The sequence below is a fragment of the Novosphingobium sp. genome, from assembly GCF_027486195.1.
In the GTDB taxonomy this organism is placed as follows: Bacteria; Pseudomonadota; Alphaproteobacteria; order Sphingomonadales; family Sphingomonadaceae; genus Novosphingobium.
Window position 1 is genome coordinate 22,919 of record NZ_JAIXPP010000067.1, and the last position, 22,606, is coordinate 45,524.

The window sequence follows — 22,606 nt, forward strand, 5'->3', positions numbered from 1 at the left end:
CTTGCAGATGCGCGTGCAAGGCGGTCATTCGACCTCTTGGTAACCTACTCCTATTCGTTTGAAGGCACTCTTGCGTCTTTCACGGACCTGCCGGGCGACGATCTCGGCTTGTGCCCTGTCAGGAAAACTCAGGGTTACCCCCTGCCCTTTCGAGCCGATCCTCCCCCAGCGACGTTCAACCGTCGTCCAACCGAACAGGTCGGTTTGGATCCAGAGATGGTAGGCACGGGCAACATTGCGTGATGGGTCTATGGCCTGCCAATGCCACGACTGGCTGGTGGGTGTTTCCATAGTGGCTTGGTGACAGAGACATCAGTTGTGGGTCCAATGGGAAATTTGAATCACTAACGCAGCTGTGATTCATAGAGGCGATTGGATTTGGGGCGACGGCCCTTCGCCCATAAATTCATCATCATAAAAACGCCGCTGCTTGCAGCGGAAGGATTCTTGATTCTAGGGATTCAGATTCAAGGCCAATTTCTGGCTTGAATTCAGCGCCATACACCGAACTTCCTGACCAGATGGGGGTGTTAGGCTGACCTGATGGGGGCTGAACCCTGACCGAGCGGGGGCATTCACCTGACCTGCTGGGGCCATCCTGACCGCTTGGGGGACGGGCCTCCAGCACGCTGCCCAGTGTGCTGAGTTCGCCCGCAAACACAGCACGCTGCCCAGTGTGCTGAGTTCGCCCGCAAACATCAAAACTGACCCCTAATCAGCGCTCTGTCCGTAAACTTGCCGACTCGCGGAATCTCCTAGGATTCGGCCTCCTGTTCACAGACCTTCATTCCTGACCTCTTGGGGGCTCCCGAACAAATCCCATCCTGACCTGACTTGACGAATGAGGTCAGGTCAGGCAGCAATCGGTCCCTCAAAGAATCAAGCTCTGATCGCACTATGGCATGGAAACTGATGATAGCCCAATAGCAGAAGCTTCCGAGGAGAAGCCTGAAGAAGGTTCCCCCGGACGTGCGATGCGCGTTGCTGCTGCATTGAAGGCAAAGGGCGGCGACGAGTTTGCCAAGCCGGGCAACATCATTGAAATCAAATTCGTCAAAGGTGAGTCGCTTAGTCTGACTGCATCGCGGCTATTGGCGCTCATGATCCTGACCGCAGGCGGAGATGCTTGGGAAGATCGTCCTCATCGCATCCGCAAAGCCGATATCCGCCGAGGCCACAAAGGTAACGAGCGGATCAGCGACATGCTTCAGGAGCTCCATCGCACCCTGTTTGCTGTGGACGACAAATCGTGGCGCGGAAAGAAGGCGACGCTCCTGTTTTCCTTGATTTCGCGATCGAAGGAAGAGACCGACGAGGATGGCGGAGAGACGGGTTGGATCGAATGGGAGTTCACGCCCGATGCGCGTAAGCTGATCCAGGCTTCTGAGACCTATGCCGTGCTTAACCGGCAAGCGGTCTTGGGTTTCCGCTCAAATTATGCGCTCAAGCTTTACGAGCTTGGAGCCCTTCGCCTCCATCGCCGCCAAGCAACCTGGCGAGGAGATATGCAGGCACTGCGTGCAGCGCTCGGGATCCCGCCTGATGTCTACACGGACTTCGCCCAGCTCCGGCGCAAGGTGCTTGAGAAGGCGAAGTCTGAAATTGACCAGCTCGCTCACTTCCGTGTCGAATGGCGTGAAATTCGGCAGGGGCGTACGGTCACCGAGCTTGAGTTCCGGTTTGAACCGAAGGGCGCCCCGGAGGTCTTGGAAACGGTAGATGAGCTCGACCGGCATTCGGCGGGACGGCAGGCGAGGCGGACCGGTTCCGTCGAGACTATAGCGGCAGGGCAGGGGGCAATAGCATCTACGCCCAGTGCGGCGCCTGCGATCAAGCAGTCAGAGTCCACATTCCCGTCGTCTGGCTCGATCCGCTTCGGGCACGCCGATTTGCTTGAAGTCGCCCGAAAGCATGGCGGTGGATGGGATGTTGATCTTATCGCGAGCGGTTTTCGCGACCACATGGGCAATCGGTTGGAGAAGCTTCGTGGCGCTAAGCTGATTGCGGCGTGGAAGGGCTTTTGTGAGGGGTGGGTAAACCGGCGTGGGCGGCCCTCATAGTGAAAATTGCACGCGTGCAATTCGCCGCGCCCCCACCGAGTCAGGATGGGGCGCCGCCTCCCCAAATCGAGGCTGACAAGGCAGTTCAACTTTCGAAATTTCCGAATTTCTTGACCGAAAAGCGCAAGTGGGTGTAGCACACCCTCAATTGCGAAAGGACGGCATGTGTCTAACGGACTTCAGATCGAAGAAGCCGAGCGTTTAGTCTCGGTTGCAACGCTCGCCAGTCGAACATCGTCGGTGCTCGAAAAGCTGCGCGACTCCGCACGAAGCGCTCGGGCAGATGCGCGCCGCGAGCCTACCTTTACGATCGGGAAGGCGGCCGAGCTCGTCGGGCGAACACCGGCAGCTATCCGTGATGCGGAGAAGGACGGGCGCCTGCCCGAGCCGGCGAGGACCGATAGCAATCGACGCGAGAGGTACACTCTTGCCCAGCTTAACGACATGCGCGGCGTGTTCGGCACCAGGCCGTATCGTGCTCCGACCGATCCGTGTTGCGTGGTTGCGGTTCAGAATTTCAAAGGCGGCGTCGGCAAATCGACGCTGTCTGTTCATCTAGCGCAGTATCTCGCGATCAAGGGCTATCGTGTTGCATTGATCGACTGCGACAGCCAGGCCTCTGCGACGACGCTGTTTGGCTATGTGCCAGATCTCGATCTGACAGAGGACGATACGCTCTACCCATTCCTTCGTGAGGGTGAGCGGTCATCGCTCGACTACGCCCTCCGCAAGACCCATTTCGACGGCCTTGAGCTGATCCCTGCCAATCTTCGCCTGTTCAATTCCGAGTACGAACTGGCCGCCAGAATGGCGCAGGGGAACGGAGCCTTACTTGACCGCCTCAAGGAAGGGATTGAGAGCATCTCGGATCGGTTCGATGTCATCGTCATGGACCCACCGCCCGCCCTCGGAGCTATCTCTTTGTCCGTGTTGCGAGCTGCGAATGCGTTGGTGGTTCCCGTTCCTCCGACCGTGATGGACTTCTCGTCGACCGCGGCATTCCTCTCAATGCTTGATGAGACGATTGAGCAGCTGGCCGACCGGGGTCTTGCCCCAGAACTGACGTTTCTGCGCTTCGTTGCCTCAAAGGTCGATGAGAACAAGTCGATGCAGAAGGAGCTTCTGCAGTTGATGCGGACGCTGTTTGGCCACGCCATGGTTCGAACGCCGCTCAAGGACTCTGCCGAGATCGATAATGCGACTGCGCGGCTAATGACAGTCTATGAACTCGACGGGCCTGCTACGAGCTCGGCGGTACGCAATCGCTGCCTTAATTATCTTGATGGCGTGAACTCAGAAATCGAAGTCGACATTCGATCGATGTGGCCAAGCCATCAAAAGCGCCTCCGGCAGGAGGCCTTGGTATGAGCCGCTGGGAAAATTGCACGCGTGCAATTCTGCTAATGGGAGGCTTGCATGAGTAGGAAGAACATCGGTTTTGCCGCCGACTTGGCAGCCGGGATCGATCTGACCGAGGATTCCGCCGCGCCGCGTCGATCGAGCATCGCGTCGAATGTGCTTACCGGGCGATCAAACCGTTTGGCCGATCTCGCTTCCGGTGCGATTGTCTCGCGCACGCATGAGCTCGTTGATCCAGCAAGGTGCCGGATGTGGGCTGGCCACAATCGCGACTACGCGCTCCTCAATGAGGAACGCTGCGCAGACTTGATCGAGAGCATCAAGGCCCAAGGGCGGCAAGAGATCCCGGCTATTGTCCGTCGCCTGTCGGGCGAAGATGGCTATGATTTCGAGGTCATCTGCGGGGCGAGGCGACACTGGTCGGTCAGCTGGCTGCGGACGCACAACTACCCAGACTTCAAGTTCCTCGTCGACGTGCGCGAGATTGGCGATGAGGAGGCTTTCAGGCTCGCAGATCTCGAGAACCGCGCACGGGACGACCTAACCGATTTCGAGCGCGCGAAGGACTATCTCCGGGCATTGTCGGCCTACTACGAGGGTCGTCAGAAGACGATGGCCGAACGGCTCAAAGTGTCCGAAAGCTGGCTCACACGCTATCTCGATCTGGCCCGCCTGCCCGAGGAGTTGACCAGAGCCTTTGCTAATCCGCAGGAGCTCGGAATTCGCAATGCGATCGCACTCAAGGCGCTCATGAAGCCAGAGGATCGGAAGGAGAGGGCCTTCCGGGAGGCAGCGCGGCTTGCCGCAGAACGGGAACGGACGAACCATTCGCCATCTGTCCTCGAGGTGATCAAGGCGCTTTCACTCGCGGCTGATCCCCCCAAGAAGTCAGGAACCCCCAAGAAGTCAGGAAAGGCCGAGACCGTCGCGAATGCGGTTGGCCAGCCTGTACTTCGGATTGAGGGTGCTGATCGCAAGGGTGTCCGCATTACCTTGCTGAACAAGGGTGGTGCGACGCGGCAGGAAGCCGAAGAGGCTATTCGCGCGGTACTAGATCAGCATTGGCCGGTACAATAGCACTATCGGTCTCGCGCAAGCGCACCATGCCTGCCTCCTGCAATGAGGACACCGATTGCGAAGCGGTTCGCTTTGTCACGCCTAGGCATCTGGCAAGCTCCGCTCTGGTAAGGGGACCAAGGCTGACGATCATGCGCCACACCTGCGGAGCAGTTGAGGAGGCATACAGCCGACCGGCCAGCTGCTTGTCGGCCAAAGTGACAGCCTCTCGCATCACCCGCAAATCGGCCGCGGCATTGTCAGTGGCCGTCTGAAGCGCTGAACGGAGAAGGGCGGGCAGGGGTTCTTCGTGGAATTCGCGGAACAGAGCCCGCGGCATGATGCCTGCAAGCGCCAGCGGGGCTGAGCCCAATCCAAAAAGGTGGGGCCTGATGGCCGCAGCCAATGAGGCAGCCCAGGCCGCGCCACGCGGCGCCGAACGCGTGATTGCGAACCCGCCGACCTGGACCATTTCGCTGCCGCCTTCGAAAAAGTCGAATTCCTCGGTTCGCAGTTCCTCAAGCCACTCGAGCAGGGTGCCCTGAGGATCCCTGCTAGGGAGTAGGGCGTCGAGCCGCGCGAGCGCATTGTCTGCGGGGGTGTAGGCCTCGGTGAAGCCTTCGGCCTGGCTCTTGGCTGCCAGCACTAGCTTCGCGGCTTTGGCGAGGGCAGGGGGCGCACGTCGGCCGATCCATGACAGAAATTGCCGCCGCTCCTCCGCATACCATGATCGGACCAGTTCGCTCGCGCCCACGCCTGGGTTGTGCGCGATTCCCAGATTATCAAAGGGATAGTCGCGAACATGTACGCGCCAAAGGCGCCGCAATGAGGCCATCGCTAGGCACTCGGAAAGCTCCGGCGAGATGAAGGGGAGGGCGCCTTCTATCCGTGCAAGGGTCAGTTGCCAGGGGGAAGGGGAAAGCGCCATCAGCCAGAAAGTATATCAATGAGCAAAAAAGTATACCCAGCTTGTACGGTTGATTTACTGTCCGATGAATGCCCTTCACGGACATCACATTCGAGGTGTCTTGAGCAGGAGAAATGAACCAGGGCAGGGCTCAAACGTCAGGATTCTCCCGGAATAATGCCACTGGCCACAACTGGTTGAGAGGTATATCTAATGGGGGCAACCGTTCAAATGCCTCCATTCTATAATATGTGACAAATGACTCTGATCGGCTACGCCCGGGTTTCGACCGATGAACAGGACACTGCTGCCCAGCAGGATGCGCTGCGTGCGCAAGGGTGCTCGATGATCTTCGAGGATAAGGCGAGCGGCGCGAATAGGGAGCGCCCGAACCTTGCAAGAGCACTGGACCGGGTAGGGAAGGACGACACCTTGCTGGTGGTACGGATTGATCGCCTGGCGCGCTCGCTGTCGCATCTGCTCGAGATTGTCGAAACGTTGCGCGCCAAGGGCGCCTACTTCCGGTCGATCAACGATCCGATCGATACTTCCAGCGCACAAGGCATGCTGATGACCCAGATGCTGGGAGCCTTCGCGGAGTTTGAACGCGCCTTGATCCGAGAGCGTACGCGCGCGGGCATCAAGGCCGCCGTCGCTCGCGGCGCGCGTCCAGGAAATCCCAAGATGCGGAGCCGCGATCCTGGAGCGATCGCCGAAATCCGCGCCAGCCATAAGGAGCGCCACCTCAATGAGTTGCTCGATGGCCGACATCGCTGGCTTCCCACGGTGGAGCGGTTGCGACCACACCTTCCCTGGGGTTTGGTGCTAAGGCAGATTCAAGCATTGCCGCCGCCAGTGCGGTCGTTCAGTGAACGCACACTTGTTAAGGCATGCCGGACCTTGGTTCGGGAAGGCTATGCCGAGCCAGCGATCCTTAAAGTCGCACCTCGGCCGCCCGCAGATACCAGAGCAGCCCGCCTCGTGGCTGATCGGCTCAAGACTCACCCAGGTAGTTCGCTCCGCGATATTGCGTCCTGGCTGTCGCGCGACCTACGCGAGCCGACGCCGCGCGGCGGGCTGTCCTGGTCCCCTGAGGGAGTCCGAAGGGTGATTTCACAAGCGATGGCGCTGCGATTGATCGCCGCCGAATAGTTGCCCGGGTTGCCTTTCCTGGAGAAGCCGAAGTAGGATCCTGACCATGTCCTCGCCCAAGCAATTCAAGATCATTCTGCGCCTCTATAGCGGAGTGGAAATTCCGATTGGGCCCGGGAAAGCTGACTTGCTCGACGCCATCAGGGGATTCGGTTCGAGCTCGGCGGCCGGCCGGGCTTTTTGGCCTGCTCCCGATCGGTCGGCACGACAGTAGAAGGAAGAGCATGATGCACCACGAAGAGTCAGCACTCGAGCCCAAACTGGCAGCCACCATTCTGCTTCTACGCGATGAGCCTGAGTTTCAGGTGCTGATGGTCAAGCGGCACCAGCAGATAGATTTTGCCTCAGGCGCGCTCGTCTTTCCTGGCGGCAAACTGCACGACCGGGATGCAGATCCTGCCTGGGCCGAACACTGTACTGGGTGGCCCCAATTCGACGAGGTGCAGCGGAAACTTCGGATCGCCGCGATTCGCGAAGTATTCGAAGAGGCGGGAATTCTCCTTGCCCACCACCGTGACGGCAGGCTTTTCGAGCACAGCTGTGAACCAGCGGTGCGCAGCGCCGTAGATCGGGGAGATCTGGCCTTCCTCGACGTTGTGCGCGACCTTGGTGTACAATTGCGGCTTGATGCATTGAGGGTATTTGCGCGCTGGATCACGCCGCCAATCATGCCAAAGCGCTTCGACACCTTTTTCTACGTCGTCCATGCCCCCGCCAATCAAGTCGCCGCTTGCGACGGTCATGAAACCGTCGATGCCGAATGGATAGCTCCAAGGGATGTTTTGCGCCTAGCCGGAAGCGGCGAACGAACGGTCATTTTCCCGACCCGGATGAATGTGCAGTTGCTTTCCGAAGCAAGCGATGCGTCGGACTGTCTGCGTCGCGCCGAAGAGCGGCCACTCGTTACCGTGCTTCCCCGGCTTGAAGAACGGAACGGCCAGCGCGTCCTCGTCATACCCGACAATGCTGGTTATGGTCCCGTTGTTGAAATTGTCGGTTGAGGCCTGACCATCGCATGATCAACAGTCTTGGAACTTGGGTGATTCCGAAGCCTCCTCACCTCAGTCCGAAGCGGCCTCATGCCATTGAGCCAGCAAAGCGCGCACGGCGGTCACAAAAGCCAGCGGCTGATCGAGCATCAGGTGATGGCGTGCTCCCGGAACAGCGATTATCTGGATGTCTTTTCCGCCAAGATCGTGCACGAAATCCCTCGAGTCACGTGTGAACAGCAAGCTTTCCTCGCCATGGATGATCGCCTTGCGGCCTGGCGCCGCCACAAGTTTCGTGCCGATTGTAAGCCAATCGGTGCGCGCATTGTCGCGCTTGAAAACTGCGGGTGAGAACTTCCAACTCCAACCGCCTTCGACCCTTCGCAACGAATGATAGGCCATATAGTCGAACAGGAACGGTTCCCCGACTTGCTGCGGCGGCGATAGCTTGTAACGGCCGCGCGCAGTCGCAAAGTCCGGGTAGATGCGGAGCGGCTTGTCGGGATTGCCTGAACCCGGGCTGGTGTGGCCGCCCGCCCAGAATGCTTCAAGCATGGCGGGGCGCAGGGTCATCATGTCGCAAATGGCTGCACCGGCAAAGCCTCCGGGCAATTGTTCGAGCGCTTCCAGCGCGACGCTGGCACCGAAGCTGTGCGCGACGATCGCTGGTTTCGGGGCGCCGTCGAACAGACCCAGCGCCCGCGCCACCCCGATCATTTCGCGGCCTCTCGCCGCTAAGTCGCAATTTTCGCGCACCGCGCTGTCGCCCATCGCAGACAGGTCGTAGGCCACAACGTCGTAATCCTTTGCGAGGAATGGCGCGATGAATGCGAAACAGCGGGCGTGGGCGAGGAAGCCATGGGTCATCAACACCGGTGGCGCTCCGCGGCGGCCCCACCGGAAATAGTGGATCCTGGTGCCATCGACCTCGACGAAGCCTTCATCGCGGGGAACGGCAAGGGCATCGACAAACCATCGGGGCAATTCTTCAGGGTTCGGCGCCCACTCTGGATCGATATCGCCAAGGCCGTTCGTTATGTCACTCGACAAGGTAATCTCCGATAAAATTCACGACCCCAGCGTGAAGCCCCGATAGCCATTCGCGGTGACGTCCGCGCAGATCTGGGCATAGGTTGACACACTCGGGAAGTTGATGAGCTGGCGCTTCTTGCCCGGGATATTGTCACCCATGTACCAGGACCTGGCTTTGGGAAAGAGCGTCATCGCGCCGATCTGTTCGACCATTTCGGTCCATTCGCATTCCGCCGCCGGGTCGGGCTCAAACCGCGTGAACCCCTCGTTCCTCAGGTGAAGGAGGAAATCCGTTGTCCAGTCACCCTGCAGCTCGGCAGCAGTCGGACCGTTCGAAAATCCGGACGGGCTCAGCGGGCCGTAGTGAAAAAGCATGTTGGGGAAGCCGGTAACCGAATAGCCTAGATAGGCGCGCACCCCGTCCTTCCACGCCTCGCCCAGGTCAAAGCCTTCGGTGCCGCGAAGCTTCATGTCGATCAGTCCGCCGCTACCGGCATCGAAGCCTGTAGCGAACACAATAATGTCGCATTCGATCAGGGCGCTCGCGGTCTCGATTCCTGAGGTGACCACGCGCACGATCGGATCGTGCTTGAGATCGACCAGCGACACATTGCCCTGCGCGAATATCTCGTAGTAGTTCTGTTCGAGCGATGGACGTTTCGTACCGAAGGGATGCGGCGGTTCCATCGGCGCCAATGCCTCGTGAAGCGAGGGATCGGCAATCCGCGCGCGGACCCTGTCGCGCCAGAAATCGTAGGCGAAGCGGTTGGCCCGTTCATCGGTCAGCAGGTCGGAGAAATTGTTGTACCAGAACCGCAGGCCGCCGGCTCGCCATAGACGTTCGAAAGTTGCGGTACGTTCGACTGCATCGACGTCGAGCGCGCTGATTTCCATTCGATCGGCGTCGAAGCCGCCGTTCGAGGTCTGCCGTTTGGCAAAGATCGCGCGATAGGCAGCCTTTTCCTGCGCTTGCTGCTCAAGGCTCAGTGGCTGCTGCTGCATCGGCAGAGCCAGGATCGGGGTGCGCTGGAACAAGGTCAGCTGCGCGGCGTCGCGCGCGGCTTCCTGCGCCACCTGGACACCGCTTGCCCCGGTTCCGATAATTGCCACCCGCTTTCCGGCGAACGAAAGTCCGCCCTGCGGCCAGTGCGCGGTATGGTGCCGTTCGCCTGCAAAAGACTCAAGGCCGACAATGTCAGGAGTATAGGATTTGGCGGCGAAGCCAGCGCACGGTAGCAAGAACCGCGCGCTGATCTGCTCGCCTTGCGGCGTATCGACACGCCAGACATTGTTGTCGCCATCGAAGCGGGCACCGGACACCCGCGTCCCCATGGCCATGTCGGCCCAGAGCTCCAGCTTGTCGCAAACATAGCGGAAATATCGTCGCAACTCACCGCCGCCGGGGAACCGTTCGCTCCAGGTCCAGTCCTGCCACAGCTCGGGCAGCGAGAATTCGTAGATCGGAACGTGCGAATCGACCCGGGCACCGGGATAACAGTTCCAGTACCAGATCCCGCCTGGCTCCGCGGCGGCGTCGATCAGCTTTGCGCGAAACCCCGCCTCACGCAGCCGATGGAGCAGATAGATGCCGCTGAAGCCCGCGCCGATTATCAGCGCATCGCAGTCAGGTTCAGGTGTGCTCATCGCGCGTCGCTCAGCTTGGCAGCGATTTGCGCAGCACCCTTGTAGTCCGCCTTGCCATTGGGCGCGCGCAGCGCCATCGCGGTTGCGAAAACGGCCTTGGGGGTCTTGTAGCCCGCCAGCTTGCTGCGGACGTGTTTCTTCACCTCCGTTTCATTGAGCGTTTCGCCCGCTGCGAGGTGAACCACCGCAGTCACCGCCTGGCCCCACTTGTCATCGGGCACCCCCACGACAAGCGCATCCTCGATCGCCGGATGGGTCTTGAGCGCTTCCTCGACCTCTTCGGGATAGACCTTTTCGCCCGCGGTGTTGATGCAGACGCTGCCCCGGCCGAGCAGGGTCAGGCTGCCATCGGGCTCGACCGTGCACCAGTCTCCGGGAATCGAATAGCGGACACCGCCGATGGTCTTGAAAGTTCGCGCCGATTTTTCAGGATCCTTGTAATATTCGAGCGGGATCGGTCCCTTGAGCGCGATGAACCCCGGTGTGCCGCTGCCCGGAAGCACCAGCTGGTCGTTCTCGTCGAACACGTCGCACATGCTGCCGATGGTGAACTTGGCGGTTTCCGTAGTCCCCGCAGCCGTGGTCACCGAGCGGCCGAAACCCAGCCCTTCGGAAGCCCCGAAGCTGTCCATCAAGGCCACCTGCGGAATGTGCCCGATCAGCCCCTGCTTGACTTCCTTGCTCCACATCACGCCCGATGAAACGATGGTGATCAGGCTGGACATGTCGAACCGGCCGGGGTTTTCGTCGAGCACCTTGAGCATCGGCTTGGCGAAGGCATCGCCAACAATCGCGATCGATTGCACCTTGTTCCGCTCGACCGCATCCCACAGCTCGACCGCGTCGAGCGATGGGTTGTCCAGCGTGACAAGGCATCCGCCCGAAGCCAGGGTGCCGATCGCGGTGATGAACCCGGTTCCGTGCATCAGCGGGCAGGCCGGCAAGGTCATCCGCCCGGGTCCGTCGGTGCGGATCATCGCGACCGCCTCGTCAAGGCTGTCGGGCACCGGCGCGAGCAGGCGCTGCGCATCGAGCTGCGCTTCGCGCATGTCGGTGTGGCGCCAGACTACGCCTTTGGGCATGCCGGTGGTCCCGCCAGTATAGATGAACAACTCGTCGTGCGGTGACCGTTCGATCCCTAATGGCGAGCCATCCCCCGCTGCTGCCAGGTCCTCGTAGGCAAGCGCAAACGGTGCCTTGGCCGCCGCATCGCCGATTTCGACGAAGATCTTGGCCTTTGCCAACCGATCCTTCAGTTCGACGATGCAATCGCGGAATTCGGCGCTGTAGAAAATGGCCTCGCTGTCGGAATCGTCGAAGATGTAGAACACCTCCTCGGGGCGGTAGCGATAGTTGATGTTCACATGGGTGAACCGGCCTTTGAAGCAGGCCGCCATCAGTTCGCCGTATTCGGGGCGGTTGCGCATGTAGAACGCCACCTTGGCTCCCGGCGAGAGGCCATGGGCCGCGAGCGACCGGGCGATATTGTTCGACCGCGCACCCATTTCGGCCCAGGTGATGACGCGCGCGCCGTGGATCAGAGCCGGGGTGTCTGCGGGAAGCGCAGGCTCGATCGCATCAAGAATGTCACCAAGATTCCACTGCGCCATTCGAACTGTCCTCTCGCTCTGTCAGGCCGCTCTTGCGGTCCAGCCTTGCAATATCGCCGCCTCTTCCCGGACTGCTTCGGGCCCACCCAGAACCTGCCGGTCAAAGCCGATCCGCTTGAACCAGTAATGCAGCCCCAACAGGTCGGTGAAGCCCATGCCGCCATGCACCTCGGTCGCGGTGCGAGCGACAAAGAGGCCCACTTCGCCGGTGTGGGACTTGGCATGGCACGCCATCAGGGCCGCCTCTTCCGGCGCCGCATCGAAGGCGTGGGCTGCATACCACACCAGCGACCTGCATGGTTCGTTCTTCGCGGTCATTTCGGCGCACATGTGCTTGACCGCCTGGAAGCTGCCGATCACCCGGCCGAACTGTTCGCGCTGCCCGGCATAGGCAACCGCCTGGGCGATCATCGCATCCGCGGCGCCCAAGCTGTCCGCCGCGAGCAAGATCCGCCCCGCCGCAATCACCCGCCGCGCCGCTGCGCCGCCATCGTCGGACAGAGCTTCCGCCGGGGTCGAAGCAAGCCGCAGTTCGCCGACCGAGCGCGTCGCGTCGATCGTCTTGAGGTCAATCAGCTGCAACCCGTCTGCCTGCACCGATACGATGTGCAGCCGCCCGGTTTGATCGGCGACCAGGAAGTAATCGGCGCCTTCGCAATCGAGCACGAACAGCGCCGCGCCGGTCAACTTTCCATCAGTGCAGAGCAGGCCTGAACCATCACGGTTGCTGACCAGCTGTTGCACGCCAACGCCGAAACGCGCTTCACCGGACGCCATCTTAGGCAGCCATTGCGCCTTCTGCGCCTCCGTACCGGCCTCGATAAAGGCGAGCGGCGCCATCACGTTGCGACCGGCAAAAGGCACTGGGGCTACCGCCTCCCCCAGCGCCGCGGCGACGACCGCTGCATCGAGCATCCCCATGCCCAGGCCACCATGAGCCTCTGGCACAACCAGCCCGGGCAATCCCATCTCGGCGAGCGCAGCCTGGGTTTGCGCGCTGACTGCGCTTGCGCCTTCGGCGACGTGCCGGACCTCATCCAGCGGGCAGAGCTCGCGCAACAGGCGCGTCACGCTTTCCGCCAGCATCTGCTGTTCTTGCGAAAGTCCGAAGTCCATCACTGCCCTCCCTGTGCCGACGGGCCTTTGGGCAGGTCCAGGCGCGGCTCGCGCGGCATGTTGAGGCCTCGCTCCGAAATGATGTTCTTCTGGATCTGGGCGGTCCCCCCGCCGATGATCAGGCCGAGCTGGAACATGTAGTTCCATTGCCAGCTGCCGTGCTCGCGCTCGTGGACGCTTCCGTTGTAGAGGATTCCCAATTCGCCCATAGCGTCGATCGCCAAAGCGGAAATCTGGTGGGCCAGCTCGCAGGCCTGGAGCTTGACGATCAGCTTGGCCAGGCCGCCCGGTTCGCCCTTGATCTGGTTCGAGAGGATCCGCATTCCGTTGTATTTCATCGCCGCGACTTCCGCCTGGAGAGCAACGAGCCGATCCCGGAAGGCCGGAAGGTCGATCGCCCGGACACCGTCAACCTGTTCCACCTTCATCAGCGCGATCAGGGCCAAAAGGCGGTTTTCGAGCGCGTCGGGATCGCCCAGCATCCCGCGCTCGTGTCCCAACGTGGCGTTGGCGACGAACCAGCCTTGCCCGCGTTGCCCCACAATCTGATCGACTGGCACGCGCACGTCGGTGAAGAAAGTTTCGTTGAATTCCGCATGGCCGGTCATGGTCCTGAGCGGGCGGACTTCGATCCCCGGCGTGGTCATCGGGAAGATCAGATAGCTGATCCCCTGATGCTTGGCGGCGTCCCCTTCGGTCCGTACCAGGCAGAAGATCATGTCCGCTTCCTTGGCGGTGCTGGTCCAGATCTTCTGGCCGTTGATGACGAATTCGTCGCCTTCGACCCGTGCGCTGGTCTTGAGACTGGCGAGGTCCGATCCCGATCCGGGTTCGGAATAGCCCTGGCACCACACCACATCGCCCGCGAGCGTCGGTTCGATCCAGCGCCGCTTCTGCTCTTCGGTGCCAAGCTCGAGCAAGGTCGGCACCAGCATCGAAATGCCCTGGTTGGCAAGTCCTCCGGGCACCCCGGCGCGCGCAAACTCCTCGGCGATGATCCGGGATTTGAGTATGTCTGGTTCGGCCCCGAACCCGCCGTATTCGCGAGGAATCGTGCGCGCGGTGTAGCCGTGCTGAATCAGCAGCTTCTGCCAGGCTACGCCTTCTTTCGACGGGCGCGCCGCGCGACCGGCATTCGTTGGTGCGAGATGACGATTGGCGGCGATGAAGCCGCGCACTTCCTCGCGGAACATCTCATACTCGGGGCCGTAACTCAGGTCCATTGCACAGCGTCCTTTCAGGCCGGCCGGAAGACGGGCAAGCGGAAGTCTTCTCCGATGGTCTCGAACGCGAGTGTCACCGGCAGGTCGAGACGGACAGCGTCAATCGGGCAATCGACCAGACGGGTGGCCATGCGGACCCCCTCGTCGAGTTCGACCACGGCGGCGATATAGGGAATGTCGGCCGCGAAGGCGGGATGTAGCGCTTGATGGACCACGGTCCACGAAAACACTGTGCCCTTGCCGCTGCTCTGCTCCCAGGCGAAGTCCGGCGATCCGCAGCGCGCGCACATGTAGCGCGGCAGATGCCGCCACGAACCACAGCTCTGGCACTTCTGGAAATGGAGGTGCCCATCCTGACAGCGGTCCCAGAACTCCTGTTCGACCGGGTCCTGCGGTCGCGGCAGCGGCTTGGGCGGGGCTGCGACTGCAGCGCGGGCCTTGGGGGGGAGATCTTCGTTCATCAGTCGAACCTCCGCAGGATGGCGATGCTGCCGTCGCCCAGATCGCCCCACCCGGTGACCAGCCCGGTCCGGGCGCCTTCAACCTGGCGTTCGCCGCAATCGTGGCGCAACTGGCGGACCGCCTCGATTACGTGGTTGAGCCCCCAGACGTGGGCTTCGCTGAGCAGGCCGCCATGGGTGTTGAGCGGATAGTTCCCGCCAAGCTCGATCTGACCGTCCTTGACAAAATCGAGCGCGCCGCCCGGTTCGCAATAGCCCATCGCTTCGAGCTGGAGCAGAACGACATAGGAGAAACAGTCATAAACCTGGAGAAAATCCATGTCGCTGCGCGATACTCCGGCCATTTCGAAAGCCTTGGGGGCGGCATAGGACAGGCCGATTCTGAACGGGTCGGGCCGGGATGGAATATCGTCGGCAGGGTACGGGTGCCCTTCGGCCGCGCCCGCAATCGTTACCGGAACGTGCGGCATGTCGCGCGCAAGATCGAGGCGCGATACCACCACCGCACAGGCGCCATCGGTTTCAAGGCAGCAGTCGTAAAGCCGGAACGGTTCCGAAATCCACCGCGCCGAATGATAGGTGTCCCAGTCCAGCGGTTTGCCATGGGTAAAGGCCTTGGGGTTGAGCTGGGCGTGCTTGCGGCAGGCCAGAGCGATTGCCGCAGTCGCTTCCGGGCCTACCCCGTAGAGCCGCGAATGCCGCATCGCCAGCCAGGCATACATCTGCACCGGCAGGAACACACCATAGGGAATGTAGTAGCCCTGGATGGTGTTGGTCAGGGTGTTCATGTTCATCGGCCGGGTCGGCGGAGCCCCGGGTTTGGGCCGAAGTGCCGAAAACCCGTTCCACCCGAGCGTGACCAGCACATGATCGCACAGCCCGGAGGCAATCGCCATCGCCGCGTTCTGCAGCGCTGTGGTCGGGCTGGCGCCGCCCATATGGACGGTCGCAGCATAGCGCAGCACCTCAATCCCAAGATTAGCGGCCAGCTCCTCGCTGGTGGTATAGATCGGCGGCGGCACCATGCCGTCGATGTCCGAAGGTTTCAGGCCGGCATCGGCAATCGCCTTGCGCGATGCTTCCAGCATCATGTCAACGGCAGTGCGCTCGGTTCCCTTGACGAAGTCGGTTTCGCCGACGCCGGTGATAGCTGCTTTGTCGGAAAAGCTCATGCCGGTTCCAGGTTTCTTTCGCGTTGCAATGCCAGTTCGCGGCGGACCTGGAATTCGACCTCGATCCGCTTGGCCTCGGGCTCAGCCGCGCGGTATCGGGGCGCGGGAGCCAGAAGTAGCGCTGCGCGAACCTCTTCGAGTGGGCGATCCAGAAATTCTTCCCACTGGATTTCGGAAAAGTTCCTGGCGGAGCGACCACGCCGCCAGGCTTCGATCATCGGACCCAATACCGGCAATTCGGGGTGCTCGCGCCTTGATTTGAACAGCCCAAGTAGAAGCAGGAAGGCAATTCCGTGATTGTAGAATTGGGCGTTGCCAAAGGTCAGCACGCAAATTTCGCCCAGTCCGTCACGGCCATAGCCGGTGACAATGTGATAGAGATCATGCGAATCTCTCATCCGGTTGCGGAAAAGGGCAACATCGGGGTCAACGAACGACCGGACACCACCTACTTTGCTCGCCTCGACCAGACCGTCGGCGCTCAGCCCTTCGCCATAGACAAATGCCAGATACCGCTGCCCCAGGCTTCCGATCGGGCAGCGTGCCAGCCGTTCGCGGTCGCGCAGGTGTTCGAGCAGATTGCTGCGGCTGGCCAGGATGCGCCTTCCGCCTTCGGATTCCGCAAATCGCCTGAAATGGTGATAATAGCTGTTTCCGGCCAAGGCCTCGACGATCCTGAAAACCTGAGCTGTGTCTTCCTTGTCGCGGAGCAGGACCTTCATCGCCGAGAAGGCTTCCACCGGTCGGATTCTGCGCTTCAGTTCTAGACCCTGCATCTTCGCCTCGCTAGCCATGTTGCCGCGGCCTCTTCACCCAAATCGCTTGGCCCCGGCCAAGGCCTTTTCGGCATCGGAGACCAGATCGCGCATCACCTCGGCCGCGGGCCGGACCGACTTGATCAGCCCGATGCCCTGTCCCGCAAAACCGGGAAGCACATCCATGCGCTTGTCGCGGATCGCCGCTGCCATGACCGGGCCGGCGACCATCGATTGGTACGGCATGGGTAATGGCTCTTTGCCGGCCTCGATCCAGGCATTGGCCCACTTGTTGGCGATCATCCGGGCCGGTTTGCCGGTAATCGATCGACTGACCACCGTGTCGCCATCGCCGCCTTCGGCGATGGCCTGCTTCTGGAAATCCTCGATCCCTGCCTCGTCAGTTGCCAGGAATGCCGTTCCTACCCAAGCCCCTTCCGCACCCAACATGAAGGCCGCTGCCACGCCGCGACCGTCAGTGATGCCGCCAGCGCCGAGCACCGGAACCCGATCGCCAACGGCATCGACCACCTGGGGGATCAGCGATATCGTCCCGACCGGCGAATTGTGCCCGCCGCCATCGTGGCCTTGCGCGACGATCATGTCGATCCCCGACTCTACAACCTGCAATGCATGTTTGACTTTGCCCACCACTGCCATGACGATCGTGCCGTTGGCGTGAAGGCGGTCCATCCACGGTCCGGGATTGCCCAATCCCGCCGCATAGACGGGCACCTTTTCCTCGATCACCACTTCCATCTGCGCCTCGAAGAATTCCTTCGAGAACAGCGGCGGGCCGCCCTCGCTTTCCGCCCCGGCGGCGGCGCGCATCGCTGCGATGGGATCGACCTCATCCAGTCCTTCGCTGGACATGAAATCGCGAGCGAACTGCTGGTATTCGCCGAACACCGCCATCGGATCTGCGGGGGCTGCACCGGTTTCCGGAGCTTTGCCCCGGCGGACCGAAGCCGGCAGCAAGGTATCGACGCCAAAAGGTTTGTCGGTGAGCGAGCGCGTCTCGCGGATCCAGCTGCGCAGGCGTTCGGGTGAGCAGGCTGCCGCTCCCAGCACGCCCAGACCGCCTGCATTCGACACGGCGGCCGCCAGGGCGGGGACACTTGCTCCGCCCATCCCGGCCAGGACGATGGGATGTTCGATCCCGAGCATTCTGCAAATTCGACTGTTCAGTGCCATTGCCCTCTCCATCCAAACCCGTTTGGCCGATCTAAGCCACCTCTCCCCACTGCACCTTTTGCGCCACAAGTTCGGGGCTTCGTTCGGCCAGATATTCGGAAGAACCCTTGACGAGCCGCTCCATATGGCGGCGGGCGGCGTCGGAATCACACAGGCGAACCGCACTCAGAATGCGGGCCAGGCAGCGCAACTGGTTGGCCCGTTCCTGTGCGGAATAGCCAAGCTCCACCGCCATGTCGCGGGTCAGCAGATGCAGAGCTGAAGTGAGCAATCCAAAGGTCGGGTTGCCGCTGGCCCAGCCCAGCAGGTCGTGAAAGCGGCGGTTGGTTTCCTCGAAAGCAGCAGTTTCGCTGTCACGTTCAAGCTGGGCATAACAATCAGAAAGCGCGGCCAGATCGGCATTGGTCGCTCGCTCTGCCGCCCGCGCCGCCATGTCAGGCGCAATTGCTTCGCGCAATTCGAGCAGCGCGCGCAGATCGGTGTCCATAAATTGCAGGATCAGCGAGAGCGAACTGGCGAAATCCCGGGTTTGCGGTCGCGATACCACAGGACCACCGCCCCTGCCCAGCTGGAGATGAATAACGCCCTGGAGTTCGAGGAACCTGAGCGCCTCGCGCAACGTCGCGCGCGCCACCTCGTAGCGCGCGAGCATGTCTTCCTCTTGAGGCAGCCTGTCACCGATTTCCCGTGCATTCGACTGGATGTCCAGAACGATTGCCTGTGCAACCTGCAATGCGCGCTTGGCCTTGATTGCGGCAACCGTGCCGGGATTTAGTGAGGCGTTCGATTTCGAAATCATAAAAAGGGTATAAGCATTAATTCATTGCGATGTCTAGGCTCAAATCATCCATCGGGCATTGGCTTGAATACAGCAGAAATCCGGACGCTCTCGCCTTGACCCCTACGTTAGGCAGTTCATGCTTGAGGGAAAGGCGTAAAAGCTGATAATCTTTATTGACTCGTGCGATCCATTTGGCTAGCAGCTGACGCATCAGGAAAGGGCAGATGCATGGCAACCTCGGCAGTCCATAACCAAACCGTCGATTCCATTCCGCTTGGCGAGATCAATGTCGCCAATCCGTACCTCTTCCAAAATGACACGGTGGGGGAATATTTTTCCCGGCTTCGCCGCGAAGACCCGGTCCACTATTGCGCAGAGAGCCGGTTCGGACCCTATTGGTCGGTGACCAAGTTCAACGACATCATGGCGGTCGATACCAACCACAAGGTCTTTTCGTCGGAAGCCAAGCTGGGCGGCATCTCAGTCCAGGACATGCACAGCGACGAAAGCGCGCTTGAGCTTGAAATGTTCATCGCGATGGATCAGCCCAAGCACGATCAGCAGCGCAAGGCTGTAAGTCCTGTTGTCGCACCTTCCAATTTGCTGCTGCTCGAGCCGGTCATCCGCGAACGTGCAGGCGCCATCCTCGATGCGCTGCCCATTGGAGAAGAGATCGACTGGGTCAAGCTGGTCTCGGTCGAACTTACCACCATGACGCTTGCGACGATCTTCGATTTTCCCTGGGAAGAAAGGGCCAAGCTTACGCGTTGGTCGGATGTCACCACCGCGTCCCCAGAGACTGGCATCGTTGAATCGTTTGAACAGCGCCGCGAAGAACTCATCCAGTGCGCGATGTATTTCAAGGGCCTGTGGGACCAGCGGATCGACCAGCCCGGCGGCAACGACCTGATCTCGATGATGGCGCATTCCCCGGCCACCCGCGATATGCCCTTCCTGGAATTTCTCGGTAATCTGTTGCTGTTGATCGTGGGCGGTAACGACACCACCCGCAATTCGATCAGCGGCGGGGTCCTGGCCCTCAACCAGAACCCCGGCGAATATCAGAAATTGCGGAACAATCCGGCGCTCGTTTCAAGCATGATCCCCGAGATCATCCGCTGGCAGACCCCGCTGACCCATATGCGCCGCACCGCGCTTGAGGACGTGAAGATTGGCGGGAAGCAGATCAGAACAGGTGACAAGGTGGTGATGTGGTATCTCTCGGGCAACCGCGACGACACCGTGATCGACCGGGCCGAAGAGTTCATCATCGATCGCCAAAATCCGCGCCACCATCTCTCGTTCGGGTTCGGTATCCACCGCTGCATGGGCAACCGTCTGGCCGAATTGCAACTTCGCATCATCTGGGAGGAAATCCTCAAGCGCTACAGCTTCGTCGAAGTTGTCGGCGAACCCGAGCGGCTACTGTCGAATCTGGTGCGCGGGATCACCCGGCTGCCGGTGAAGCTCCACGCGCACTGAAGCCTTGATTTCGCTTGAAATACGGAACATCGAAATGATCAAAGTGACTTTTGTTTCCGCCGATGGCACCCGTCGAACGGTTGAAATAGACGAGGGGCTCAGCGCTCGTGAAGCCGCCCTATTCAACAGTGTGCCGGGGATCGACGGCGATTGCGGCGGGGTCTGTGCCTGCGCCACGTGCCATGTCCATGTCGACCTGGCCTGGATGGATCGGGTCGGGCCGCCGGAAGAAGGCGGCATGGAGAGCGATCTGATCCAGTTCGCTGAGGGGACGACCGAGACTAGTCGCCTCGCCTGCCAGATTTCGATGGTCCCCGAACTCGATGGCTTGGTGCTGCATCTGCCAGAACTTCAGCACTGAGCAATACGCCATGCACATGACGTTTGACGGAAGCGGCGGCATCTCCATCGCCGCAAGCCTTGTCGGCGATGGCCTTGGTCGACCGCCAGTCTTACTGGCGCATGGCGGGGGGCAGACCCGGCGAACCTGGCGCAAGACGATGCAGCAATTGGCGCAGCACGGTTATCATTCGGTGGCGATCGACATGCGCGGCCACGGCGAAAGCGACTGGGCAGCCCCTGACCAATACCGCTTTACCGATTTCGGCAAGGACATCCTTGCGGTCTGCGACAGGCTGGATCAGCGGCCGCATGTGATCGGTGCATCGCTTGGCGGATTGGCCGCACTTGTAGCGGAAGGCGCGGTGCGGCCGGGCAGCTTTGCGTCGCTGACGCTGGTCGATGTTACGCCGGAAATGGACCCGGAGGGCGTTTCGCGAATTGTCGGATTCATGAACGCCCATGTGGAGCGCGGCTTCGCGTCATACGACGAAGCCGCGGAGGCGATCGCAGACTATATGCCGAACCGCGAGAAGCGAGGCGCCAGCGAGGGTCTGAAGAGCTATCTCCGCCTCGACGCTGACCAGCGTTACCGCTGGCATTGGGATCCTGGTTTTCTGAATCACATGGCCGCGCGCCGCGAACAGGACTATGCCCAAGCCCAGGCGGCTGCATGCGCCCTCGCGCTACCGGTCCACCTGGTGCGGGGCGGATCGAGCGACCTGATCTCCCTTGAGGCTGCGAAACGATTTGTCGCGACGGTGCCCGGCGCGCAGTTCACCGATGTCTCCGGCGCGGGACACATGGTCGTCGGTGACGACAACGACGTCTTCAGCAGGGCAATTCTCGAATTCCTCGAAAGCCAGGCCGAACCGGAGACAATCGCGTGACACTCGAAGATCTTAACCGCACACTGTTGGTCGCGCCGTTTCACCGGTGGCTGAACCTGCGAATGGTCAAAGCGGATGCCGAACACATTCTGATCGAAATGCCGTGGCGGGACGAGATGATCTCCAACCCGACGCTGCCGTCAATGCACGGCGGAATTCTTGCCTCGCTGATCGATCTGACAGGTTTCTACACTGTCCTCGCGTCAGGAAGCATGTCCAAGTCCACCGCCGATCTGAGGGTTGATTACCACCGGGCGGCGAGCCGCCAGACGCTCCTTGCCGAAGGGCGCCTGATCAAGGCCGGAAGATCGTTAAGCGTGGCCGACGTACGCATTCACGATGAAGCCGGAACACTGGTCGCCAGCGGTCGCGGGGCATACAATATGTAGTTGGCATTGTCGCACGCTCAAACCGACTTCGGTCGGGGTCGAGATCACTGATATTGGCTAACATCCTGGAGAGCATGGAGCGCATTTTGATCTGATCCCGAAAAGCTGGATCATTTTGAGTTAGAGTTTTTCGCCGTAGTCTCCCCTGGCTGGGAGGAGCGAAGGATGATGAAGGCATCCAGATTCTCAAACGCGTAGAAGGCGTTCATTCTGAAACAGGGCGCGGATGGCGTTCCGGTGGCAGACATCTGCCGCAGGGCCGGGATCAGCCAGGCGACCTGCTTCAACTGGAAGAAGAAGTATGACGGCATGCTGCCGCCGGATATGCGTCGACTGAAGCAGTTCGAGGACGAAAATGCGAAGCTGCGCAAGCTCGTGGCGGACCTGTCCCTGGACAAGGAGATGCTGCAGGATGTCATTCGCCGACAACTGTGAGGCCTGCTCGTAAACGCGAGCTGGTGAACGGGGTTCGCAGTGATTGGGGCGTGTCGAACCGCCGGGCTTGCCAGGTTCTGGAGATGGACACCTCAACCTACCACTGCAAATCCCGCCGCCGCGAGCAGGCCGGCATTGAAGCCCGCATCCGTGAGATTTGCGAGACCCGCGCCCGCTACGGCTACCGGCGGGTGCACGTTCTTCTTCGCCATGAAGGCTGGGAGATCAAAATGAAGCTAACGCACAGGATTTACAACGAGTTGGGCCTCCAACTGCGTAACAAGACGCCCAAGCGAAGGGTGAAGGCGAAGCTGAGGGAAGACCACTGCGCGGCCTCCCGCGAGAATGGTGTGTGGGGCATGGATTCGTCCATGACCAGTTGGCGACAGGCCGCAAGATCCGCGTACTGACGGAGGTCGTCCACCACATCACGTCAGCGCTTCAGCTAGAGCGGTTTCCACACGTTCTGAATCGATTGGGATTCCCTTTGCGGGCTCGTTGTGATTCAGACTTCCTGCTGGTGACAGGAGGCCAGCATGGATGGCACGAACGCTTTCACA

The 22,606-nt window shown here is 60.8% G+C and carries 22 protein-coding genes and 1 pseudogene; 11 read left to right on the plus strand and 12 right to left on the minus strand.

What is annotated here, in order from left to right:
* Positions 1-24: 24 nt before the first annotated feature.
* Complete coding sequence (locus Q0071_RS12645; protein WP_298169727.1) at positions 25-291, minus strand: WGR domain-containing protein; 267 nt, start codon at positions 289-291, stop codon at positions 25-27.
* A 683-nt stretch (positions 292-974) separates the two neighbouring features.
* Here Q0071_RS12645 and Q0071_RS12650 point away from each other — a divergent pair.
* The 3 genes from Q0071_RS12650 (at position 975) to Q0071_RS12660 (ending at position 4,496) form a co-directional block, all read left to right on the plus strand.
* The gene (locus Q0071_RS12650) at positions 975-2,060 is read left to right on the plus strand and encodes a replication initiation protein (protein WP_298169785.1); all 1,086 of its coding nucleotides are present in this window, start codon (positions 975-977) and stop codon (positions 2,058-2,060) included.
* A 165-nt stretch (positions 2,061-2,225) separates the two neighbouring features.
* Positions 2,226-3,428, plus strand: coding sequence for an AAA family ATPase (locus tag Q0071_RS12655; RefSeq protein WP_039330676.1), 1,203 nt, complete (start codon positions 2,226-2,228; stop codon positions 3,426-3,428).
* A 48-nt stretch (positions 3,429-3,476) separates the two neighbouring features.
* A complete protein-coding gene (locus Q0071_RS12660; RefSeq protein WP_298169732.1) occupies positions 3,477-4,496 on the plus strand; it encodes a ParB/RepB/Spo0J family partition protein in 1,020 nt (339 codons plus the stop codon).
* Here Q0071_RS12660 and Q0071_RS12665 read toward each other — a convergent pair.
* The gene (locus Q0071_RS12665; RefSeq protein ID WP_298169735.1) at positions 4,456-5,403 is read right to left on the minus strand and encodes a MarR family transcriptional regulator; all 948 of its coding nucleotides are present in this window, start codon (positions 5,401-5,403) and stop codon (positions 4,456-4,458) included. The two genes, Q0071_RS12660 and Q0071_RS12665, sit on opposite strands and share 41 nt — an antisense overlap.
* A 237-nt stretch (positions 5,404-5,640) precedes the next feature.
* Here Q0071_RS12665 and Q0071_RS12670 point away from each other — a divergent pair, with 237 nt between their 5' ends.
* Positions 5,641-6,534: a recombinase family protein gene (locus Q0071_RS12670; RefSeq protein ID WP_040110197.1), complete on the plus strand. Its 894-nt coding sequence runs from the start codon at positions 5,641-5,643 to the stop codon at positions 6,532-6,534.
* A gap of 224 nt (positions 6,535-6,758) precedes the next feature.
* A complete protein-coding gene (locus tag Q0071_RS12680) occupies positions 6,759-7,535 on the plus strand; it encodes an NUDIX hydrolase (RefSeq protein WP_040110198.1) in 777 nt (258 codons plus the stop codon).
* A gap of 60 nt (positions 7,536-7,595) precedes the next feature.
* Here Q0071_RS12680 and Q0071_RS12685 read toward each other — a convergent pair whose 3' ends face one another.
* On the minus strand, positions 7,596-8,390 hold the full coding sequence (locus Q0071_RS12685; RefSeq protein WP_298169787.1) for an alpha/beta hydrolase: 795 nt from the start codon (positions 8,388-8,390) through the stop codon (positions 7,596-7,598).
* On the opposite strand from Q0071_RS12685, the gene Q0071_RS12690 reads away from it, so the two are divergent.
* Positions 8,367-8,588, plus strand: a complete 222-nt coding sequence (locus Q0071_RS12690) for a hypothetical protein (RefSeq protein ID WP_298169790.1) — start codon at positions 8,367-8,369, stop codon at positions 8,586-8,588. The two genes, Q0071_RS12685 and Q0071_RS12690, sit on opposite strands and share 24 nt — an antisense overlap.
* A gap of 3 nt (positions 8,589-8,591) precedes the next feature.
* Here the strand turns inward: Q0071_RS12690 and Q0071_RS12695 are convergent, their stop codons facing one another.
* From Q0071_RS12695 to Q0071_RS12735, 9 genes are read right to left on the minus strand one after another with little or no spacing between them, the layout of a single operon-like run.
* Entirely contained in the window at positions 8,592-10,199 is a 1,608-nt protein-coding gene (locus tag Q0071_RS12695; RefSeq protein ID WP_040110200.1) for an NAD(P)/FAD-dependent oxidoreductase, read from the minus strand.
* The gene (locus Q0071_RS12700) at positions 10,196-11,809 is read right to left on the minus strand and encodes an acyl-CoA synthetase (protein WP_040110201.1); all 1,614 of its coding nucleotides are present in this window, start codon (positions 11,807-11,809) and stop codon (positions 10,196-10,198) included. The genes Q0071_RS12695 and Q0071_RS12700 overlap by 4 nt, the downstream gene beginning before the upstream one ends.
* A gap of 21 nt (positions 11,810-11,830) precedes the next feature.
* A complete protein-coding gene (locus tag Q0071_RS12705; RefSeq protein WP_040110202.1) occupies positions 11,831-12,925 on the minus strand; it encodes an acyl-CoA dehydrogenase family protein in 1,095 nt (364 codons plus the stop codon).
* Positions 12,925-14,148, minus strand: a complete 1,224-nt coding sequence (locus Q0071_RS12710; protein ID WP_040110203.1) for an acyl-CoA dehydrogenase family protein — start codon at positions 14,146-14,148, stop codon at positions 12,925-12,927. The genes Q0071_RS12705 and Q0071_RS12710 overlap by 1 nt, the downstream gene beginning before the upstream one ends.
* Positions 14,149-14,162: 14 nt before the next feature.
* Positions 14,163-14,609: an OB-fold domain-containing protein gene (locus Q0071_RS12715; RefSeq protein WP_176473672.1), complete on the minus strand. Its 447-nt coding sequence runs from the start codon at positions 14,607-14,609 to the stop codon at positions 14,163-14,165.
* Positions 14,609-15,781, minus strand: a complete 1,173-nt coding sequence (locus Q0071_RS12720; RefSeq protein WP_066272562.1) for a transporter — start codon at positions 15,779-15,781, stop codon at positions 14,609-14,611. The genes Q0071_RS12715 and Q0071_RS12720 overlap by 1 nt, the downstream gene beginning before the upstream one ends.
* The gene (locus tag Q0071_RS12725; protein ID WP_231731334.1) at positions 15,778-16,575 is read right to left on the minus strand and encodes a ubiquinone biosynthesis protein COQ4; all 798 of its coding nucleotides are present in this window, start codon (positions 16,573-16,575) and stop codon (positions 15,778-15,780) included. Before Q0071_RS12725 ends, Q0071_RS12720 begins: the two co-directional genes overlap by 4 nt.
* A 15-nt stretch (positions 16,576-16,590) precedes the next feature.
* Positions 16,591-17,742, minus strand: coding sequence for a nitronate monooxygenase (locus Q0071_RS12730; protein WP_366886474.1), 1,152 nt, complete (start codon positions 17,740-17,742; stop codon positions 16,591-16,593).
* Positions 17,743-17,761: 19 nt separating this feature from the next.
* Positions 17,762-18,529 (minus strand): FCD domain-containing protein, encoded by a 768-nt coding sequence (locus Q0071_RS12735; protein WP_052209041.1) that lies wholly within the window; start codon positions 18,527-18,529, stop codon positions 17,762-17,764.
* A gap of 210 nt (positions 18,530-18,739) precedes the next feature.
* Here Q0071_RS12735 and Q0071_RS12740 point away from each other — a divergent pair, with 210 nt between their 5' ends.
* The 5 genes and pseudogenes from Q0071_RS12740 to Q0071_RS12760 form a co-directional block, all read left to right on the plus strand.
* Positions 18,740-19,993, plus strand: coding sequence for a cytochrome P450 (locus Q0071_RS12740; RefSeq protein ID WP_066272554.1), 1,254 nt, complete (start codon positions 18,740-18,742; stop codon positions 19,991-19,993).
* Between the two features lie 34 nt (positions 19,994-20,027).
* Positions 20,028-20,354: a 2Fe-2S iron-sulfur cluster-binding protein gene (locus tag Q0071_RS12745; protein ID WP_040110207.1), complete on the plus strand. Its 327-nt coding sequence runs from the start codon at positions 20,028-20,030 to the stop codon at positions 20,352-20,354.
* A 16-nt stretch (positions 20,355-20,370) separates the two neighbouring features.
* Positions 20,371-21,222 carry an alpha/beta hydrolase gene (locus Q0071_RS12750; protein ID WP_264424930.1) on the plus strand — a complete coding sequence of 284 codons (852 nt, stop codon included), beginning with the start codon at positions 20,371-20,373 and terminating at the stop codon, positions 21,220-21,222.
* Entirely contained in the window at positions 21,219-21,611 is a 393-nt protein-coding gene (locus Q0071_RS12755; RefSeq protein WP_228383948.1) for a PaaI family thioesterase, read from the plus strand. The genes Q0071_RS12750 and Q0071_RS12755 overlap by 4 nt, the downstream gene beginning before the upstream one ends.
* A gap of 207 nt (positions 21,612-21,818) precedes the next feature.
* Positions 21,819-22,606, plus strand: a pseudogene (locus Q0071_RS12760) (transposase); the annotation flags it as partial.

What these genes read in the sequence shown, in the direction of transcription:
- Q0071_RS12715 (WP_176473672.1), bottom strand. Translation starts at nt 14,609, where the DNA reads ATGAACGAAGATCTCCCCCCCAAGGCCCGCGCTGCAGTCGCAGCCCCG.
- Q0071_RS12680 (WP_040110198.1), top strand. Translation starts at nt 6,759, where the DNA reads ATGATGCACCACGAAGAGTCAGCACTCGAGCCCAAACTGGCAGCCACC.
- Q0071_RS12750 (WP_264424930.1), top strand. Translation starts at nt 20,371, where the DNA reads ATGACGTTTGACGGAAGCGGCGGCATCTCCATCGCCGCAAGCCTTGTC.
- Q0071_RS12650 (WP_298169785.1), top strand. Translation starts at nt 975, where the DNA reads ATGCGCGTTGCTGCTGCATTGAAGGCAAAGGGCGGCGACGAGTTTGCC.
- Q0071_RS12735 (WP_052209041.1), bottom strand. Translation starts at nt 18,529, where the DNA reads ATGATTTCGAAATCGAACGCCTCACTAAATCCCGGCACGGTTGCCGCA.
- Q0071_RS12665 (WP_298169735.1), bottom strand. Translation starts at nt 5,403, where the DNA reads ATGGCGCTTTCCCCTTCCCCCTGGCAACTGACCCTTGCACGGATAGAA.
- Q0071_RS12670 (WP_040110197.1), top strand. Translation starts at nt 5,641, where the DNA reads ATGACTCTGATCGGCTACGCCCGGGTTTCGACCGATGAACAGGACACT.
- Q0071_RS12730 (WP_366886474.1), bottom strand. Translation starts at nt 17,742, where the DNA reads ATGGAGAGGGCAATGGCACTGAACAGTCGAATTTGCAGAATGCTCGGG.
- Q0071_RS12725 (WP_231731334.1), bottom strand. Translation starts at nt 16,575, where the DNA reads ATGGCTAGCGAGGCGAAGATGCAGGGTCTAGAACTGAAGCGCAGAATC.
- Q0071_RS12645 (WP_298169727.1), bottom strand. Translation starts at nt 291, where the DNA reads ATGGAAACACCCACCAGCCAGTCGTGGCATTGGCAGGCCATAGACCCA.
- Q0071_RS12700 (WP_040110201.1), bottom strand. Translation starts at nt 11,809, where the DNA reads ATGGCGCAGTGGAATCTTGGTGACATTCTTGATGCGATCGAGCCTGCG.
- Q0071_RS12740 (WP_066272554.1), top strand. Translation starts at nt 18,740, where the DNA reads ATGGCAACCTCGGCAGTCCATAACCAAACCGTCGATTCCATTCCGCTT.
- Q0071_RS12710 (WP_040110203.1), bottom strand. Translation starts at nt 14,148, where the DNA reads ATGGACCTGAGTTACGGCCCCGAGTATGAGATGTTCCGCGAGGAAGTG.
- Q0071_RS12660 (WP_298169732.1), top strand. Translation starts at nt 3,477, where the DNA reads ATGAGTAGGAAGAACATCGGTTTTGCCGCCGACTTGGCAGCCGGGATC.
- Q0071_RS12720 (WP_066272562.1), bottom strand. Translation starts at nt 15,781, where the DNA reads ATGAGCTTTTCCGACAAAGCAGCTATCACCGGCGTCGGCGAAACCGAC.
- Q0071_RS12685 (WP_298169787.1), bottom strand. Translation starts at nt 8,390, where the DNA reads ATGACCCATGGCTTCCTCGCCCACGCCCGCTGTTTCGCATTCATCGCG.
- Q0071_RS12745 (WP_040110207.1), top strand. Translation starts at nt 20,028, where the DNA reads ATGATCAAAGTGACTTTTGTTTCCGCCGATGGCACCCGTCGAACGGTT.
- Q0071_RS12695 (WP_040110200.1), bottom strand. Translation starts at nt 10,199, where the DNA reads ATGAGCACACCTGAACCTGACTGCGATGCGCTGATAATCGGCGCGGGC.
- Q0071_RS12705 (WP_040110202.1), bottom strand. Translation starts at nt 12,925, where the DNA reads ATGGACTTCGGACTTTCGCAAGAACAGCAGATGCTGGCGGAAAGCGTG.